The sequence below is a fragment of the Marinirhabdus gelatinilytica genome (assembly GCF_003353425.1).
In the GTDB taxonomy this organism is placed as follows: Bacteria; Bacteroidota; Bacteroidia; order Flavobacteriales; family Flavobacteriaceae; genus Marinirhabdus; species Marinirhabdus gelatinilytica.
Window position 1 is genome coordinate 161304 of the sequence record NZ_QRAO01000001.1, and the last position, 17802, is coordinate 179105.

Sequence of the window (17802 nt, forward strand, 5' to 3'; positions counted from 1 at the left end):
TGCTTTGCAACATTGGTTTGGCGATTATTACAAGTTCATACAAATACAATTATTAATAAGCTGTTAGTCCCGCTCTTTGCCGGGCGGGACAATTAGTTTAGCATCTAAATCAAAGATTTCAGAATTACTGAAGGAAAGATTGCTATCTAACTTACAGAACGTAAACTAAAAACAAAATGGCAGACAACAAGCAAGTTAAGGAACTCCTTGACGCAGGTGTACACTTTGGACACCTTACCAGAAAATGGAACCCGAACATGGCCCCGTATATCTATATGGAGCGTAACGGTATCCACATTATAAACCTTTACAAAACTACCGCAAAGCTTAAGGAAGCAAACGATGCATTGGCGAAGATCGCTGCTAGCGGCCGCAAAATTCTTTTTGTGGCTACTAAAAAGCAAGCCAAGGACATCGTTGCAGAAAAAGTGGAGAACGTGAACATGCCCTACATCACCGAAAGATGGCCAGGTGGTATGCTGACCAACTTTGTGACTATCCGTAAAGCCGTGAAGAAAATGGCTTCTATCGATAGAATGAAGCAGGACGGTACCTTTAACTCACTTTCAAAGAAAGAGCGTTTGGCCGTAGACCGTACTCGAGCTAAATTAGAAAAGAACCTTGGTTCCATTAGCGATATGAGCCGTCTTCCAGGTGCCTTGTTCATTGTAGATACTACACGTGAGCATATTGCAGTAAAAGAAGCCCAAAAGCTGAACATCCCAATCTTTGCGATGGTAGACACAAACAGTGATCCACGTGAGATAGACTTCCCAATCCCATCCAATGATGATGCTTCTAAGTCTATCGAAAAGATAATCGCTAGCGTGACCGATGCTGTTGCAGCAGGTCTAGCCGAAAGAAAAGCTGGAAAAGATAGCGACGATAAAAAAGAAGCTCCTGCCAAGAAAAAAGAAACCAAGGCAGAAAAACCAGAAAAAGAGGAAAAAGCAGCAAAGCCAAAAAGAAAAAAGGTAGCCGCTGAAGCTTCAAAAGAAGAAGAATAGGTTTTGTAGCTGAAAAGTATCAGCTGGAAAATTAATCATTTCATAAAATTGAAAAGTCGTCAGGTTCATTTCTATAGTTGAAATTTGCGACGGCTTTTTTAAATAAATAAAACAATAACAAGGTTCCCGTTTCCACGGGAAAAATATCAAAGATATTATGGTAAAAGTAACCGCCGCAGAAGTAAACGAATTAAGAAAAAAGACCGGAGCCGGGATGATGGACTGTAAAAAGGCATTGGTAGAGGCAGAGGGCAATATGGAAGAAGCAATTAACATCCTTAGAAAAAAAGGACAAAAAATTGCAGAGAAAAGAGCAGACCGTGACTCAAGCGAAGGGGCTGTAGTTTCTTCAATCAATGACGATAACACAAGAGGTATCGTAGTATCCCTAAACTGTGAGACAGATTTTGTTGCCAAGAATGACTCTTACAAAGAACTAGCACAGCAAATCGCCGATGTTGCTATCAACGTAAACTCTAAAGAAGAATTGTTGAAAGCAGATTTCGACGGAATGACCGTTGAAGACAAACTAATAGAGCAAACAGGTGTGATTGGCGAGAAGATTGAAATTGGAGGCTTTGAAGTACTGGAAGCACCTTTCGTAGGGACATATATCCACGGAAACAAGATTGGCGCCTTGACAGGGCTTTCAGAAGCAATTGATAATGCTGAAGAAGTTGCCAAGAACGTATCTATGCAAGTTGCCTCTATGGGTGCGACCACTTTGTCCTCAGCCGATTTTGACCCTGCTTTTGTAGCTTCTGAAACTGAGGCGCGTATTGCAGCAATCGAAAAAGAAAACATTGAGTTGGGACGTTTGGGCAAGACCCTTAAAAATGTGCCACAATATATTTCTAAATCTCAATTGACCGATGAGGTAATGGCAAAAGCCGAAGCTGATGCAAAAGAGCAATTGAAAGCCGAAGGAAAGCCAGAAAAAATCTGGGACCGAATCCTTCCAGGTAAGATGGAGCGCTTTGTGAGCGACAACACCACCTTGGACCAAGAAAAAGCACTTTTGGACCAAAACTATATTATGGACGACAAGAAAAAAGTGGCCGATTATGTAGCAGACCAAGGCGTAAAAGTTGTTGGGTTTAAGAGAATATCCTTAGCGTAGTTTCAGTACAATTTTAACAGCGCTTGCGTTATTAAAACCGCTTAACTACCTTTTTAGGCACCTATAATTTACAATCCGTTACCAGAAATTTCTGGTAACGGATTTTTTTTGTTCAAAAATTCTACGAGCAAAGCGTCCTACCCCTACCAACTACCCACTTTTTTCCCTATTTTTGCATCACAAAATCTCGCTATGCACTACAAAAGAATCCTCCTAAAACTCTCTGGAGAAGCCCTTATGGGAAGCCGCCAATACGGTATAGATCCCGATCGCCTAAAAGAATATGCACAAGAAATAAAACAGATTACCAACCTTGGGGTAGAGGTCGCAATCGTGATTGGTGGCGGCAATATTTTCCGTGGTTTGGCAGGTGCCAGCAAAGGGATGGACCGCGTGCAGGGAGATCACATGGGAATGCTTGCTACCGTAATCAACGGGCTTGCATTGCAGGGTGCACTGGAAGATGAGGAAATACCCACCCGTTTGCAAACAGCCATAAAAATAAACGAAGTGGCAGAGCCATTCATACGTCGCAAGGCCATTCGCCATTTGGAAAAAGGACGGGTCGTGATTTTTGGAGGAGGCACGGGAAATCCTTATTTCACTACAGACAGTGCCGCTGTACTGCGCGCCATTGAAATTGAAGCTGACGTAATCCTTAAAGGAACCCGTGTTGATGGTATTTACACGAGCGACCCTGAGAAAGACACTACTGCTACAAAGTTTGACCACATCACCTTTGACGATGTGCTTAAAAAGGGACTCAAGGTCATGGACACAACTGCATTTACCCTTAGCCAAGAAAACCAATTGCCCATTATTGTGTTTGATATGAATACGAAGGGTAATTTATTGAAGGTGGTCACTGGCGAAACTATTGGTACTAAAGTTAATTTGTGATATTAAAGATTGTTTTAGTATTTTTGGATTGGTCTGGTTTTTGCCTGCCCTATACAGCGTAAAGCAACTTTGCGTAGTTGAAACTAATTAATAATATAAAAAGCTTGGTATAAGCCTACTGAGCAAAGCCGAAGTATGGAAGACGAAATAAAATTTATACTGGACAGCACCAAAGAAGCAATGGACAATGCTGTTGCGCACTTGGAAAAACAATTGATGAACATCCGTGCCGGGAAAGCATCTCCCTCTATGTTAGGAAGCGTAAAGGTGGATTACTACGGAACCCCCACCCCCCTTTCTCAAGTAGCAAACGTAAATACTCCGGACGGGATGACCATCTCTGTCCAGCCGTGGGAGAAATCTATGATTCCTGAAATTGAAAAAGGGATCCAAATGGCAAATCTCGGCTTTAACCCCATGAACAATGGTGAGAGCGTAATAATCAATGTTCCTCCCTTGACCGAAGAACGCCGTTCCGAATTGGCAAAACAAGCCAAGGCAGAAGCCGAAGAAGCAAAAATAGGCGTGCGCAACGACCGTAAAAACGCCAATAACGATATAAAAAAGTTAGATATTTCTGAAGACATGAAAAGCAATCTGGAAATAGACATCCAGAAAATGACCGATAACCATATTGCCAAAATAGATCAAATCTTCGAGAAAAAAGAAAAGGAAATCATGACGGTTTAATTTTATTTGTACGTTAAACAAAACACAAACAAGCGGCCATTGCGCCGCTTTCTTATTACATTCGCATATTATTCTTCACATCTATGCGCGGTACACTACTGCTCTTTTTGTTACTCTTTTCACTGGCCTTTTACGCACAGGAACCTGCTATTAAAACCGAACAGGACACAACCGCAACTAAGGCCGAGAAAAAAGAAAATCCCTTTAATACAGGTTTCTACCCCATTGGGTTTTTCGATATCGACCTACGCTATATAATAAAATACAACAATTACGAAGGTTTACGGCTGGGCATTGGCGGCGTAACCAACGATAGGCTGTCCGAACGTTTTAAAATCAGCGGCTATTTTGCCCGTGGTTTCAAGGACCGTGATATCAAGTTTGGTGTGGGCGGTAGTATCCGGCTGAATAAAGAATATAAAACATGGCTCAATCTTCAGTATAAAGATGATATACAGGAAATAGGGAAATTCAATTTCTTGACGGACGACAGGGTATATTCGGTATTTGAACCCAGGTTGGTAAACGTAACCCAATTCTACAAAGAAAGAACGTGGCAGACCAACGTACAAGCAGAGTTTATTGAAAAGATATTGGCAGAGGTGCGGTTTTCAAGAAGCCGGATCGACCAAATTGAAGATTATCGTTTCTTGAACAATGGCGAGCTGTTCGAAAATTATGAAATTGCCGAAGTCACCGGTTCCTTCCGTATAAGCCCCAAGACCGATTTTATTACTACCAAAGATGGGCGTGTGGAATATTTTGACGGTTTTCCAAAAATTAGTGCACAAGTTACACAAGGATTAAAGGGTATTACAGGAAGCGATTTTAGCTACACCAAATTTGGACTGAAGTTAGACTACTATATCAAAAGAACAAACTTGTCCTCTACCAACTTTTTGTTGGAAGGAGACTATGCTATTGGCAATGTACCGTTAACACATCTCTACCACGCCTATCCCAATGCTCCAACAAAGGATGAAATTTTACAACGTTTCTCTGTTGCGGGCCGCCGTAGTTTTGAGACTATGTACTTTGGGGAGTTCTTCTCGGACCAGTTGGTTACGTTTCAAGTAAAGCACAGCTTGCGCCGTTTTTATTTTTCAGAACGTTTTAAACCCGAACTTGTCCTTATTTCCCGACATGCCCTGGGCAATATGCGCAACCCAGAAGAACATATAGGACTCCCGTTCAACACCTTGGAACAACTTTATAACGAGTCCGGATTTGAGCTAAACAAGCTTATCTTTGGCTTTGGACTTAGTTTTGCCTATCGGTACGGCTTTTACAACCTCCCCCAGTTCGAGGACAATATAAGCTTTAAGTTTACCTTTTACGCAAAGTTTTAAACTGCAAACTACACTATCCAACTATAGGAATAACCCACACCATTTCACTACCTTTGCACCCAATTTGTAGCCAAGTCTTTTGAACAAACTTTTTAGCATAGGCTTTTGGAGCGCAGTAGCTCGTTTTATCCTAAGGAACAGGACGATACACCTGGTTGTCATACTGGGAATCACTGCTTTTATGATTTCCCAATGGCAGCACATGCGCTTTACCTACACAGAGGCCAACCTACTCCCGGACGACCACGAAATAAACGTAGAATATAACCAGTTTTTGGATACCTTTGGTGAAGAGGGTAATCTTATCGTTCTGGGTGTTAAGGACTCTTCACTTTTTACCCCCAAAAATTTTAAGGCGTGGACGTCGCTTTCGGCAAGATTAAAGACCTTTGAAGCGGTAGATATAACCCTTTCGGTAGGCGAACTCCAAAAGCTACAAAAAATCAAGGACTCTTCAAGTTTTGCACTCGTTCCATTTGTGCAGGACAGTATACTTTCCGAAGAAATCCTAGAAAATTACCGCTACGAGCTTTTCAACAAACTTCCTTTTTACAAAGGTTTGGTATATAGCCCTAACAAAATGGGGGTTCGCACGGCAGTTTATCTTAAGAAAGATATTGTAAATACGGCACTTCGCAGAGACTTTATCGTAAACGACCTTATCCCAGCCATTGATAGCTTTGAGGACGATACCGGCATTACAGTGCATACCTCGGGGATGCCCTACATACGTACCTTGAATGCGCAGAATATTATCGATGAGATTGGAATGTTCATCGGGGCTGCACTACTGGTCACTTCCTTGATCTTCTTTTTCTTCTTCCGTAGTTTTCGCGCCACGATCATCTCCATGGTTACCGTACTCATTGGCGTGATGTGGGCTTTTGGTATCTTGGGATTGTTGCGTTACGAGATCACGGTACTTACGGCACTTATCCCGCCACTCATAATTGTTATTGGTATTCCCAACTGTATTTTCCTTATCAACAAATACCAGCAGGAAATAAAGCTGCACGGCAACCAGGCCAAATCCTTACAGCGTGTTATCGCAAAGGTGGGTAATGCAACCTTAATGACAAACGTAACCACTGCTTCAGGTTTTGCCACGTTTATTTTGACCAATAGCAAGCTCTTGAGTGAGTTCGGTATTGTGGCTTCCATAAACATCATCTGTATTTTTTTGTTGAGCCTCTTCATTATTCCTATAGTGTACAGCTATATGAAGGTACCCAAGACAAAGCACCTTAAACACCTCAACAAGAGGTGGATTGGCAGTTTTGTGGACTGGATGGAGCGCATGGTGCGCGAGCACCGTATTGCCATTTTTATAGCTTCCATAGTTTTGCTCTGCGGAAGCATCATAGGCATGTACAATATTAAGATTTCGGGCAGTATTATTGAAGATATGCCCCAGAGTGAGCCGTTCTTTGCCGACATCAAATTTTTTGAAGAAGAATATGAAGGCATCATGCCCTTGGAAATTTTGGTGGACACCAAACGAAAAAAAGGGGTGATGAAACTCGCCACCTTAAAACGCATGGATGAACTACAGGAATACCTTGAAGAGATCCCAGAATTTTCCAAACCCCTATCCGTGGTCGATCTGGTAAAATATAGCAAGCAGGCATATTATAACGGAAACCCAGAATACTACCAACTACCCAACAGCCAAGAACGTACTTTTATACTTTCTTATGCAAAAAACAGTGCGAAAAACACCAATCTGCTCTCAAGTTATGTAGACACCACTGGCCAGTATGCCCGTATCACCACCTTTATGAAGGATACTGAAACGGAGCGCTACGATAGGCTGGAAGAAGATGTAAAAGCTAAAATTGAAAAGATTTTCCCCAGTGAGCGCTATAATGTTACCCTAACGGGAAAAGCACTCGTGTTTCAGAAGGGGACAAAATATTTGGTGACCAACCTTGTTATCTCTCTCTCGCTGGCCATCTTGCTCATTGCCCTGTTTATGGCGTGGATGTTCCGTAGTGTGAAGATGATATTGGTCTCCTTGCTTCCCAACCTCCTGCCCCTTATCATCACTGCTGGGCTCATGGGCTTTTTGGGCGTTCCCATAAAACCTTCCACAATCTTGGTGTTCAGCATTGCGTTCGGAATTTCGGTGGATGATACCATTCACTTTTTGGCCAAGTATAGGCAGGAGCTCATTGCAAACAATTGGAAGATCAAAAAATCTGTATATGCGGCACTTCGTGAGACTGGGGTGAGTATGTTCTATACCTCTATCGTGTTGTTCTTTGGGTTTTCGGTATTCACCATTTCAAGTTTTGGTGGTACGGTAGCCTTGGGCGCCTTGGTCTCAATAACCTTGGTGTTTGCAATGCTTGCAAACTTGCTGTTATTACCGGCGCTATTACTTTCTTTGGAAAAGGAAATTGCGAACAAGAAGACCTTTAAAAAACCTGCCCTTCAAATCTTGGAGGCGGAAGATGTCCCAGATGAGAAGTAACTATTGAAAGATTTTCTTCGAGCGTTAGAATTAAACATACCCATCAGGGCACGGTTCCTCAAGGATGGTGTCTTTTTAATGGTGGCTGGTTTTGACCTCGATTTCGGTTTCGGTTTCATCTTCGATTTCAGAATTAACAAGTATATTTGCCCTTCAACATAACAACAACAATGAAAGCAACAAGCATAGCACAACTCTTACAGCAAGAACCATCCCTGGTAGAGATTACCGCCCGTGGCTGGGTTCGTGCTTTCCGTAGCAACCGTTTTATCGCACTTAATGATGGCTCTACACTACACAATATACAATGTGTGGTAGATTTTGAAAATTTTGAGGAAGAAACCCTTAAGAACATTACCGTTGGGGCTGCCATTGAAGTAAAAGGCACCCTAGTAGAAAGCCAAGGAAAAGGGCAACGGGTGGAGATACAAGTTTCAGAAGTTGAAGTTTTGGGAACTGCAGATCCTGAAGATGTAAAACTCACTATTCTCTCACCAAAGCGTCACTCACTGGAGAAACTGCGTGAACAGGCACACCTAAGGGTACGTACCAATACCTTTGGAGCGATTATGCGTGTGCGTTCCAAGTTATCTTTTGCCATTCACGAGTATTTTCAGAAAAATGGGTTCTACTATATGCATACCCCAATTATTACGGGTAGCGATGCCGAAGGAGCCGGAGAAATGTTCAAGGTAACCAATCTTGATTTGAAAAAAACCCCCTTGAACGAGGATGGAGCTATAAATTATAAAGAAGATTTTTTCGAAAAAGAAACCAATCTCACCGTTAGCGGGCAGTTAGAGGCCGAAACTTATGCTATGGGACTAGGTAAGGTTTACACCTTTGGACCCACCTTTAGAGCTGAAAACAGTAACACCAGCCGTCACTTGGCAGAATTTTGGATGATAGAGCCTGAAGTTGCTTTTAATGATTTGGCAGATAACATGGACCTCGCTGAAGATTTTATAAAATACGTGGTTAATTATGCACTTGAAAACTGTGCGGACGATCTGGAATTTTTAGAAAATAGACTGTTGCAAGAAGAAAAAAGCAAACCACAGGCCGAACGAAGTGAAATGGCACTTCGGGATAAACTGAAGTTTGTCCTTGAAAACAACTTCAAGCGCGTAAGCTACACCGAAGCTATTGAGATTTTAAAAAACAGTAAGCCCAACAAAAAGAAGAAGTTTAAGTACCTCATTGAGGAATGGGGCGCAGACCTGCAGAGCGAGCACGAGCGCTTCTTGGTTGAAAAGCATTTTAAGAGTCCCGTAATATTGTTCGATTATCCAGCAAAGATAAAGGCGTTCTATATGCGCTTGAACGACGATGGAAAGACCGTACGTGCCATGGACGTATTGTTTCCGGGAATTGGAGAGATTGTGGGTGGAAGCCAGCGTGAAGAACGTTACGATGTGCTAAAGGAGAAAATGGAAACCATGGGCATCCCAGAAGAAGAACTTTACTGGTACCTGGACCTTCGTAAATTTGGAACCTGTGTACATAGTGGTTTCGGTCTTGGTTTTGAACGTTTGGTGCTTTTTGTGACAGGTATGGGGAACATTAGGGATGTAATTCCGTATCCTAGGACACCGGGGAATGCATCATTCTAAAACATAAAAAAACGGGAAGCTTAAAAAACTTCCCGTTTTCCTTTTTGAAGGCTAATTCAAAACATTAGTCGCTCAAGCAAATTATACGGCTTGTCGTTACCGTCCTACCTACATAAGCACTATGGCGAATTGCTTTTTGAGTGGCACTAAGCACTACGTTTCCACAGTTTTTATTAGGATCTGTTGCTATTTCAAAAGTGCCGCTACCCTCGGTATTTCCAAACTGGCCTAGACCCGTTCCAGTAGCACTGTATGTTCCTGCACTGCTACTTAAGCTATAGGCTTCTAGGTAGTCTTCGGTCACGCTAAAGTTACCAATAACGGTATCGCCTTTTGTGTAATGGCTACAATCGCCCCCATCGTCAATATTCAGGTTCAGGGTTGTTGGAGTGTTGTCCATTTGTATCACTTGGCTGTCCTGGGTTCCGTCACTATGTTCAATAGTGATGCGCAAACGGTCGTTGGTACCCGGCACGAAACGTGCCAACACACTACTTATATTGTTGTGATAGGGCTGGTATTCGTACTCGTCTCCCACAGGATATAGGTCTGGATGTGTTACCACGCCCGTTACTGGGTTGTACCCTAAAAGATCTAGTTTGTTGTTGAGATAGTAGCTGGCTCCGGTAGCAAGGTTTGTTACTTTCACCTTGTACTTTTGTCCTGCAAATGGAGTAGAAACCCCTTGTACGACTATGATACCTCCAAACGGACTATCATCATACGTAGGCTGTTGGTTAAATTCCATCTTAGCGCCCGGAAGTGTCAGTCCGCTTACGTTATCGATAAAATCGGTTGCAACGCCACCTACGGTGATCATTTTTGGACCTTCACCATCCCAAGCGATACTTGGTTTTAATTGAATATAGGTTTCAATTACATTCCCCCAGGTCTCGCAACCCATTCCATTGGGTGGTTGGTTCCACGAAAGTACAGCTCTTACCTTAAGCACTTTTGGAGTTTCGCAGTTCTTTTTCAATGCTGAAAAATCGTACGGCAAAATCACCGAATAGGACAAGCCTCCATCGGGTATTTCATCTATATCGTGCACTTTTACAAAAGTGGTCCCTGCGTGTTTCCAAGCACAATTTTCATCTTCGTCCTGTATCCAGAAGGACACATACTCCTTGCTTCCGTCCTTACACAGATCACCACTATATCCACTGGGTCGTTTAATTTTCAAGGTTCCCACCAAGGCTTCGTTGGTATAATCCAATCCTACACAAAACAGTTCTTCATAATTGGTATTGCACTCTGTTTGTAGCAATCCGGCCAAACTTTCAGCTAATGAAAGATTCTGTGCTTCAAAAATGTTTTGGATGTTGGACACGATCTGCGGGTCGTTGGTTTGCTGTACTTTTTTCAGCAATGGAAGCCCAAAACGGAAAGGCTCAATCTTTTTCTTTTTATAAAGGTTGGACAAATTTGGAAAATCCAATACCTGTTGTTTCAGTCCTTGTTGCGCTTCCTTGATGGTCTCCAACCCGTTGGGAGTAAACTGTGCAAGGCTGTTCAATGATGTATTTGGGTTTGCTATTGCCTTTTCCAACAAACTCCCAATATTGAGCAACGGTAGATCCGGAATAAATATCTTGAGCGGTTCAATTTGTATATACTCCTCTTTCATATCGCTCCAGGTGTACGTTCCCGCGGTCATGTTGGGGTCGTTTGGGGCAGGAATTTCGTTCCAGGCCAGGATTGCCTTTACTTTTGGGGTATTTGCCTTAGTGCAAAAAAATCGCTTTGGATTTATTTGTAACCGTACCACATAGTCCATAGGCAGCTCGTTATTACCGCTACAGTCCTTTTGGGTTGGGATATCGTGTACGTTAACAGCGGTTACGCCCATATCCTGCCAGCCTGCGCCATCTTCATAATCCAGATAAAAACGCACGTATTCCTGTGAACCTTGGGTACACAATTGCCCAGAATACCCACTGGCGCGCTTTATTCGTACTGTAGCGGTAAGCTCACTAAATGCTGGGTTATACCCAATACAGGCCAGTTCTTCGAAAGAGGTATTCAGCTTTTGGATAAAGAAAGCAGCTTTTGTCTTCAATGCAGCTTTTTTAAGGTCTTTTGTTTCAACAGCCATAAAGGATCTGAACTCTTCACGAGCAGTTAATAATTGTTTTTCGGTCATCTTTTCCATGGGTTTTGAGTTTTGAGTTTTCTTGCCTACTCTGTTCTGGATTTTCGGCCTATCTCCCTGAACAACAAAATTGCACTGTTATCGAAGAAAAAAGACAAGGTTAATCCCTAATAATCAGCGGAATAAACACACCTTTTTGCACCCCTGTGAAGACCTTGTCCAAAAAGTGTAAACCCCTTAAAAAGTATAGGGGGTTTACTCCACAAACCCTTTGGACAGGCAAAGCACGGTTTTGCCAATAAAAGCTTAAATTATTGCAGGGATGCCTATATCTAGTGGTATTTTTCTATTTTTATGGTATAGAAATCCACTATGCTCAAACAACAGTTAAATTTTAAACTTTCCCAGAAACTATCGCCTCAGCAAATCCAGTTGATGAAGTTGATACAACTGCCCACACAGGCATTTGAACAGCGTATTTCACAAGAAATGAACGAGAACCCTGCTCTGGAAGGCGGAAAAGAGGACACCGACAAACTGGATGATGAGTTTAACAATGAAGACGATTATGGCGATGAAAATGAGGTAATCGAAACCGAAATTAATGTAGACGACTACTTGAGTGATGATGAGGTGCCCAGTTATAAACTCTCCGCAAACAACTATAGTGCAGATGATGAGGAAAAACAAACTCCGTACGCATCGGGTACTTCCTTTAACCAATATCTATTGACACAGTTACGCACCTACCGCTTTGACGAGGAGGAAGAGGAGATTGCAAAGTTTCTGGTGGGAAGTGTGGATGAGAGCGGTTATATACGAAGGGATATAGCTGATATATTAGACGATCTCGCCTTTACCCAAAATGTATATACTTCCGAAGAAAAAATTGAAAAGGTACTTGAAGTGGTTCAGGAATTAGATCCCGCTGGAGTTGGAGCCAGGGATTTACAGGAGTGTTTATTGCTTCAGTTATATCGAAAGAACCCAACCAGTCCCGTTTCTTTGGCCATTGAGATTTTGGATGATGCGTTTGATCATTTTATAAAAAAACACTACAGCAAGCTCATTCAAAAATTCGATATTACCGAAGACGAACTACGTGAAGCTATTCACGAAATTGAAAGTTTAAACCCAAAACCCGGCGGCTCCTATGCTGGAAACACAAAAATGGTGGAGCATGTAGTTCCAGATTTTGCCATTAAGATCGTGGATGGCGAACTGGATCTTACACTTAACGGAAGGAATGCGCCAGAGTTGCACGTTTCCCGTGAATATTCCAATATGCTCAAGGGGTATAAAGCATCCAAGGAGAAATCGAAATCGCAAAAGGATGCGGTTATGTTCATAAAACAAAAGCTGGATGCGGCTAAGTGGTTCATAGAAGCTATCAAGCAACGCCAGCAAACGCTTTTTGTTACCATGAATGCCATAATGCATCACCAAAAGGAATATTTTTTAACAGGGGATGAGCGCAACTTGAAACCAATGATATTAAAGGACATCGCCGATAAAATTGATATGGACGTCTCAACCGTTTCACGAGTTGCAAACAGTAAATATGTAGATACTCCTTATGGAACTAAATTGATCAAGGAGTTTTTTAGTGAATCCATGAAGAACGATCAAGGAGAAGATGTTTCAACAAGAGAGATAAAAAAGATCCTTGAAATCACTATAAACGAAGAGAGCAAAAAGAAGCCCCTTACCGATGATAAATTGGCCAAAATCTTAAAAGAAAAGGGCTATCCTATTGCTCGAAGAACTGTAGCAAAATACAGAGAGCAACTGGATATTCCTGTTGCAAGGCTCCGAAAAGAAATTTAATGAACTATTTTTTACGTCTTGGCGCCTACCTACTCCATCCTTTACTTATGCCCTTATTGGGCACCTTGCTGTATTTTGTAGTCACCCCTCGTTATGTAGAGACAGAGTTATTACAATCCCGTCTTGTAGCCGTTGCTATAATTACTATATGCATTCCCATTGTAGTATTTTTCCTGTTGCGGAATTTGGGCACTATCAAATCAATCCACCTAGAAAATGTACACGAACGTAGGGTCCCACTAGCCATTCAATGCGGGTTATTGGTATTGATAATAAAATTGGTTTTCGATCCCATGGACTCTCCGGAAATGTATTTCTTTTTTATGGGAATACTGTTTTCTGCTATGAGTGCCTTGATCTTGGCATTTTTGAAGTTCAGGATAAGTTTACACCAAATGGGTATTGCAGGGGTTACAATGTTCTTGATTATTGTGAGCGTTCATTTTAAAATCAATATGCTCATTTGGATCTGTATTTTTTTTATAGGAAATGGGTGGGTGGCATCTTCTAGGTTACACACCAACTCCCATACCTATCCAGAACTTATAGGAGGCTTTTTTATTGGCTTTATGCCACAGTTACTGCTAGTTCCCCTATGGTTATAAAATGTAGAAAATAAGACCCACCTTAAACGTTTTAAAGCCTACTTCCTCTTGGGTATTTGTGGTTACTGCATTTTCAAAAAATGGGTTTATGCTATAATATGCATAAAAATTAACTTTACTATAGCCAAAACTTAAAGTGGCGGCCAAGCGGGTTTGATTGAATTCCGGAATATCTGTCTGGTTCACCTCATTTCCTTCTTGACTGAAATGTGCGCGGTACCAATAGGCATATCCTATCCTAAACCCAGCATATACTCTCCAAAATCCATACTTGGTGGGGGTAGAGTTTCTCCACCGAAATTCTATTGGTGCTTCAATCACCGCCGTGCTAAACCTGTTGAAATCATACTCATAATCATCGTTGGTCAATATGGTAAAAATACTTTCTTCTTCTGGGGTCTCTCCTATAAAGAGGGTATTTCCATAAGCGTCAAAACTTAATCCTGCTCCTATTGCAATGGCTATATTGCGGCGTTTGTTTATGGGCATATCACGTAGGAAGCCAAAATGGATGCCTCCAGAAAGACCACTTAAATTCACTGCAGAAGGTACATCGGACAATATATTATAGGTTATTCCCAAATAAAATTGGTCCTCTCTGTACTTGAGATCTACAATGGTATCAGTTTTTTTTTCGCTTTCAACACTAGCTATAGATCCATCACTATTGAGATCTTCTTGGGCAAAAGAAAACAGCGTACTACAAAAGAGAATTGAAAAAACTATAAATTGTATGGTTGCATGCATTGTGATAAAGATACTTTTATTTCAAAATAAAACATAAAAAAACGCCTTGAAGTATTTTCAAGGCGTCTTAAATATAATTCTGGAAAATTATTTAGTGTCCAACTCGCTACCTGGAGCGGCAATGTAGATAATCTTTACCATGTTCAGTTCTCTCAATTCTTCTTTAATGTCCGTCACTAAGCCTGTATTGGTTTCCTTGTCCACTTTTAAGGCTACTACAACTCTATCCTGCAATTCTGGACGGAGTTTTTCACGGGCTTCAGTGAGTGCAAATTGAAGGCTGGAAATGTCGGTAAACTTATCTCCTATCTGTATTTTACCTTCGGTACCAAATTTGGCTTGGTATTGCTTACTGGGTTTACCGGCGTAGATAAATACCGAACGGTCTTTCTTAAGCTTTTCAACTTCGTTTGCCTTAGGAAGTTCGTTCTTGATCATCAATTCGTTATTACGTAGTACCGTAACAACCATAAAGAAGAATAACAGCATAAATACAATATCTGGTAACGATGCTGTATTTACTGGAGGTAATTCCCCGCCTTTTTTCTTTTTAAATTTTGACATTTTTTATACGTTTTATTCTCCTCGTTTCTTAGGTTCAGCTTCTGAAAGCTTTAATGGGAAAAGTTCCTGTATTTGCTTCAGCTTTTCTTCTGCAGCTTCAACGTTCCCTTGGTATTTTCCTTCGTTTATGGCATTTTTAACGTCTGTATAAACAAAGTCTGGTCCAAACAACCTTCTTGACTCCCTGTTACGCAGGAAATTGTACGCACCTACCAATTCGTTTTGTACGGCAATGTACATTTGGTAAGAGGTTAACCTATCGTTTTGAACAGAGATTACTGCCTTGTTAGGATTATCTGAAGAACTTGGGTCTCTTCTACCTTGACAGTAGCTACAGTACTCTGGACTACCTGAGGGAGCGCCACCATTGTCCAAAAATGCGATAGCTGCGTCCTGAAGATCCTTCAACTCCATAAGTTCCTCTTCTACCAATAACTGATCGTTCTGGTTTACGTTCACTATAAAGATGTTTTTCTCCTTTAGTGGCGGAGGCGGTATGTTTTCGTCTTGCTTGGGAGGTAGCTGACGTGCTATCCCCTTATCCTTTTCAATAGTAGTGGTTACCAAGAAAAAGATAAGCAATAGGAAGGCGATGTCTGCCATGGACCCAGCATTAACTTCTGGTGTTGCTCTTCTTGCCATTATCTATTTGTTATTTTTTTGAATCCGCTAAATACCATTAATCCAACTGCAACTACTGCAAGGATATAAAAGGTATATAGTCCTGTCCCTACCCACTTAGAACCAGTCTCTGAGGTCATCCCTCCATCATCTGGAAGCTGCATAGGGGTATTGTCTGCCAAAACGTATGAGACCAAGATAATAGCCAGAAAAACACCTAATGATATTAATGTCTTCTTGATGTCACCTTGGAACACTCCCTTGAGCACGAACAATACTACCATTACCAATGTAACAGCAAATACAATGTACCCAATATATATCAAGTAATCTTGAGCGGATTCGTTTCCGGTCAAGAGCATTGCCATAAACACAACACCCAAGAGCCCTAGAACGATTCCTATGATTTTAAAAATTTTATGTAAAGCCATGGTATATGGTTTGTTTTAAATTATTTTCTGTTTTTGTAGTCAACCAACATATCTATCAAAGTAATAGACGCATCTTCCATACTGTTTACGATACGGTCTATCTTCGCGATAATATAGTTGTAGAAAATTTGAAGGATAATTGCCACGATCAAACCAAATACGGTTGTTAAAAGTGCTACTTTAATACCTCCTGCAACCAACGATGGATTCATATCTCCAGCTGCTGCAATTTTGTCGAATGCCAAGATCATCCCAATTACCGTACCCATGAAACCAAGCATAGGAGCCAAGGCGATAAACAATGAAATCCAAGATACGTTTTTCTCTAATTGTCCCATTTGCACACCACCATAAGCAACAACTGCTTTTTCGGCAGCGTCTATACTCTCGTCCGCACGATCCAGGCCTTGGTAATATATAGAAGCAACAGGTCCTTTTGTGTTTCTGCAAACTTCCTTTGCAGCTTCTACACCACCGCTATTTAGCGCATCCTCTACCTCTTGGGCCAATTTTTGTGTGTTTGTGGTAGAAAGGTTTAGGTAAATAATTCTTTCGATAGCAATTGCTAGTCCAAGAATCAAACAAAGAAGTACTATCCCCATAAATTCTGGACCTCCCTCTACGAAACGTTCTTTTAATTTTTGATGCCAACCACGGTCATCTGTTTCCACTGCTGCATCATCTTCTTGAACGAAGGTTACTGTAGCTGCTGTTGTTAATTGTTGAACGCTGGTTGGTGTAGTGTTAGCTACCGTTGCGTTTGCGTTTAACGATCCCGCAAAAACGAGTGCGGCAATTGCCAGAATTGAAAATAATTTTTTCATTGCTATCGACTTAAAGTTTGTTTTTAGTTAAAGGTTTAAAGATATAAAATTATTATGGTATTCTGCAACAATAAATTTGCGCATCACCAATAAATACTTGTGGTTCAGCAGTTATTAATTTATTGTATTGAAATATTTTAATAGTTACGGCATCACCTTTAGATAGTGACCTAAATATAAAACCGAGTGGAAAAGTACTGCTTTTAAAGGTATCCGCCAAAATTATTTAAGATACTTTAGTTGTATTGTTCTTTGGAAACGGTAAAATACATATAGCACAATGATTGCCAACTCTGAAAACTTATTTATGTAACAAATTCAGTATCTGGCGTTAAGATTTAATCAATGACAAATCGAGGTGCGAGTTGGCACACTATAATTGCTCCGTTCTTACAAAATGTTTCGCTTTTGATGATTTTTCAAAGAGAAAACCATTGTATGTGCAACCTACTGGGTTTTCACTCTAAACAGAGAGGAAGGATTAACTCGCGTTGATCCCAACAGGACAATCTTGGGCAACCATAGAAACCGACAAGCCCAGAAAAAGGGCTTGGGTTTTTCATTTTAAAAAGGTATGCTTCGAGCAACGGGATTAACTCGCGTTGATCCCAACAGGACAATCTTGGGCAACCATAGAAACCGACAAGCCCAGAAAAAGGGCTTGGGTTTTTCATTTTAAAAAGGTATGCTTCGAGCAAGCTCGGCCTACCTTTTTAAAATGAAAAACCAGCAACACAAGTTGCTGGTTTCCTTTTGCAGAGAGGAAGGGATTCGAACCCTCGATACGCTTTTGGCGTATACACACTTTCCAGGCGTGCGCCTTCGACCACTCGGCCACCTCTCTAGTACATTTTTAAAATCCAAATGCTGTTCTGGATTTGAATGGGGTGCAAATTACGGTATTTTTATACTTTTCAGAAATAAATTTTAGGTAAAAAA

General features: G+C 41.2%; 15 protein-coding genes and 1 tRNA gene. 9 read left to right on the plus strand and 7 right to left on the minus strand.

Features of this window, described 5'->3' with window-relative positions; translation table 11 throughout:
- Nucleotides 1-176: 176 nt before the first annotated feature.
- The 7 genes from rpsB (at nucleotide 177) to asnS (ending at nucleotide 9152) form a co-directional block, all read left to right on the plus strand.
- A complete protein-coding gene (gene rpsB, locus C8D94_RS00660) occupies nucleotides 177-1007 on the plus strand; it encodes a 30S ribosomal protein S2 (protein WP_115121985.1) in 831 nt (276 codons plus the stop codon).
- Between the two features lie 157 nt (nucleotides 1008-1164).
- Nucleotides 1165-2127, plus strand: coding sequence for a translation elongation factor Ts (gene tsf / locus C8D94_RS00665; protein ID WP_115121986.1), 963 nt, complete (start codon nucleotides 1165-1167; stop codon nucleotides 2125-2127).
- A gap of 192 nt (nucleotides 2128-2319) precedes the next feature.
- Entirely contained in the window at nucleotides 2320-3027 is a 708-nt protein-coding gene (gene pyrH / locus C8D94_RS00670) for a UMP kinase (RefSeq protein ID WP_115121987.1), read from the plus strand.
- 135 nt (nucleotides 3028-3162) lie between these two features.
- Nucleotides 3163-3717: a ribosome recycling factor gene (gene frr, locus C8D94_RS00675; RefSeq protein WP_115121988.1), complete on the plus strand. Its 555-nt coding sequence runs from the start codon at nucleotides 3163-3165 to the stop codon at nucleotides 3715-3717.
- Nucleotides 3718-3800: 83 nt separating this feature from the next.
- Complete coding sequence (locus C8D94_RS00680) at nucleotides 3801-5066, plus strand: DUF5686 family protein (RefSeq protein WP_115121989.1); 1266 nt, start codon at nucleotides 3801-3803, stop codon at nucleotides 5064-5066.
- 79 nt (nucleotides 5067-5145) lie between these two features.
- Nucleotides 5146-7539 (plus strand): efflux RND transporter permease subunit, encoded by a 2394-nt coding sequence (locus tag C8D94_RS00685; protein WP_115121990.1) that lies wholly within the window; start codon nucleotides 5146-5148, stop codon nucleotides 7537-7539.
- A 170-nt stretch (nucleotides 7540-7709) separates the two neighbouring features.
- A complete protein-coding gene (asnS, locus tag C8D94_RS00690) occupies nucleotides 7710-9152 on the plus strand; it encodes an asparagine--tRNA ligase (protein ID WP_115121991.1) in 1443 nt (480 codons plus the stop codon).
- A gap of 64 nt (nucleotides 9153-9216) precedes the next feature.
- Here asnS and C8D94_RS00695 read toward each other — a convergent pair whose 3' ends face one another.
- Nucleotides 9217-11304 carry a hypothetical protein gene (locus C8D94_RS00695; RefSeq protein WP_115121992.1) on the minus strand — a complete coding sequence of 696 codons (2088 nt, stop codon included), beginning with the start codon at nucleotides 11302-11304 and terminating at the stop codon, nucleotides 9217-9219.
- Between the two features lie 312 nt (nucleotides 11305-11616).
- Here C8D94_RS00695 and rpoN point away from each other — a divergent pair, with 312 nt between their 5' ends.
- Together rpoN and C8D94_RS00705 are read left to right on the plus strand one after the other, a co-directional pair.
- A complete protein-coding gene (gene rpoN, locus C8D94_RS00700) occupies nucleotides 11617-13071 on the plus strand; it encodes an RNA polymerase factor sigma-54 (RefSeq protein WP_115121993.1) in 1455 nt (484 codons plus the stop codon).
- Nucleotides 13071-13676 carry a hypothetical protein gene (locus tag C8D94_RS00705; protein ID WP_115121994.1) on the plus strand — a complete coding sequence of 202 codons (606 nt, stop codon included), beginning with the start codon at nucleotides 13071-13073 and terminating at the stop codon, nucleotides 13674-13676. The genes rpoN and C8D94_RS00705 overlap by 1 nt, the downstream gene beginning before the upstream one ends.
- On the opposite strand, the gene C8D94_RS00710 is transcribed toward C8D94_RS00705, so the two are convergent.
- The 6 genes from C8D94_RS00710 to C8D94_RS00735 all read right to left on the minus strand — a co-directional run bounded on the left by C8D94_RS00710 (nucleotide 13671) and on the right by C8D94_RS00735 (nucleotide 17707).
- Nucleotides 13671-14423 carry a porin family protein gene (locus C8D94_RS00710; RefSeq protein WP_115121995.1) on the minus strand — a complete coding sequence of 251 codons (753 nt, stop codon included), beginning with the start codon at nucleotides 14421-14423 and terminating at the stop codon, nucleotides 13671-13673. The genes C8D94_RS00705 and C8D94_RS00710 overlap by 6 nt on opposite strands.
- 87 nt (nucleotides 14424-14510) lie before the next feature.
- Entirely contained in the window at nucleotides 14511-14987 is a 477-nt protein-coding gene (locus C8D94_RS00715; RefSeq protein ID WP_115121996.1) for an ExbD/TolR family protein, read from the minus strand.
- A 12-nt stretch (nucleotides 14988-14999) separates the two neighbouring features.
- Entirely contained in the window at nucleotides 15000-15629 is a 630-nt protein-coding gene (locus C8D94_RS00720; RefSeq protein WP_115121997.1) for an ExbD/TolR family protein, read from the minus strand.
- The gene (locus C8D94_RS00725; RefSeq protein ID WP_115121998.1) at nucleotides 15629-16039 is read right to left on the minus strand and encodes a hypothetical protein; all 411 of its coding nucleotides are present in this window, start codon (nucleotides 16037-16039) and stop codon (nucleotides 15629-15631) included. Before C8D94_RS00725 ends, C8D94_RS00720 begins: the two co-directional genes overlap by 1 nt.
- A gap of 20 nt (nucleotides 16040-16059) precedes the next feature.
- Complete coding sequence (locus tag C8D94_RS00730) at nucleotides 16060-16863, minus strand: MotA/TolQ/ExbB proton channel family protein (RefSeq protein ID WP_115121999.1); 804 nt, start codon at nucleotides 16861-16863, stop codon at nucleotides 16060-16062.
- A gap of 756 nt (nucleotides 16864-17619) precedes the next feature.
- Nucleotides 17620-17707: transfer RNA gene (locus C8D94_RS00735), tRNA-Ser, on the minus strand.
- Nucleotides 17708-17802 lie beyond the last annotated feature (95 nt).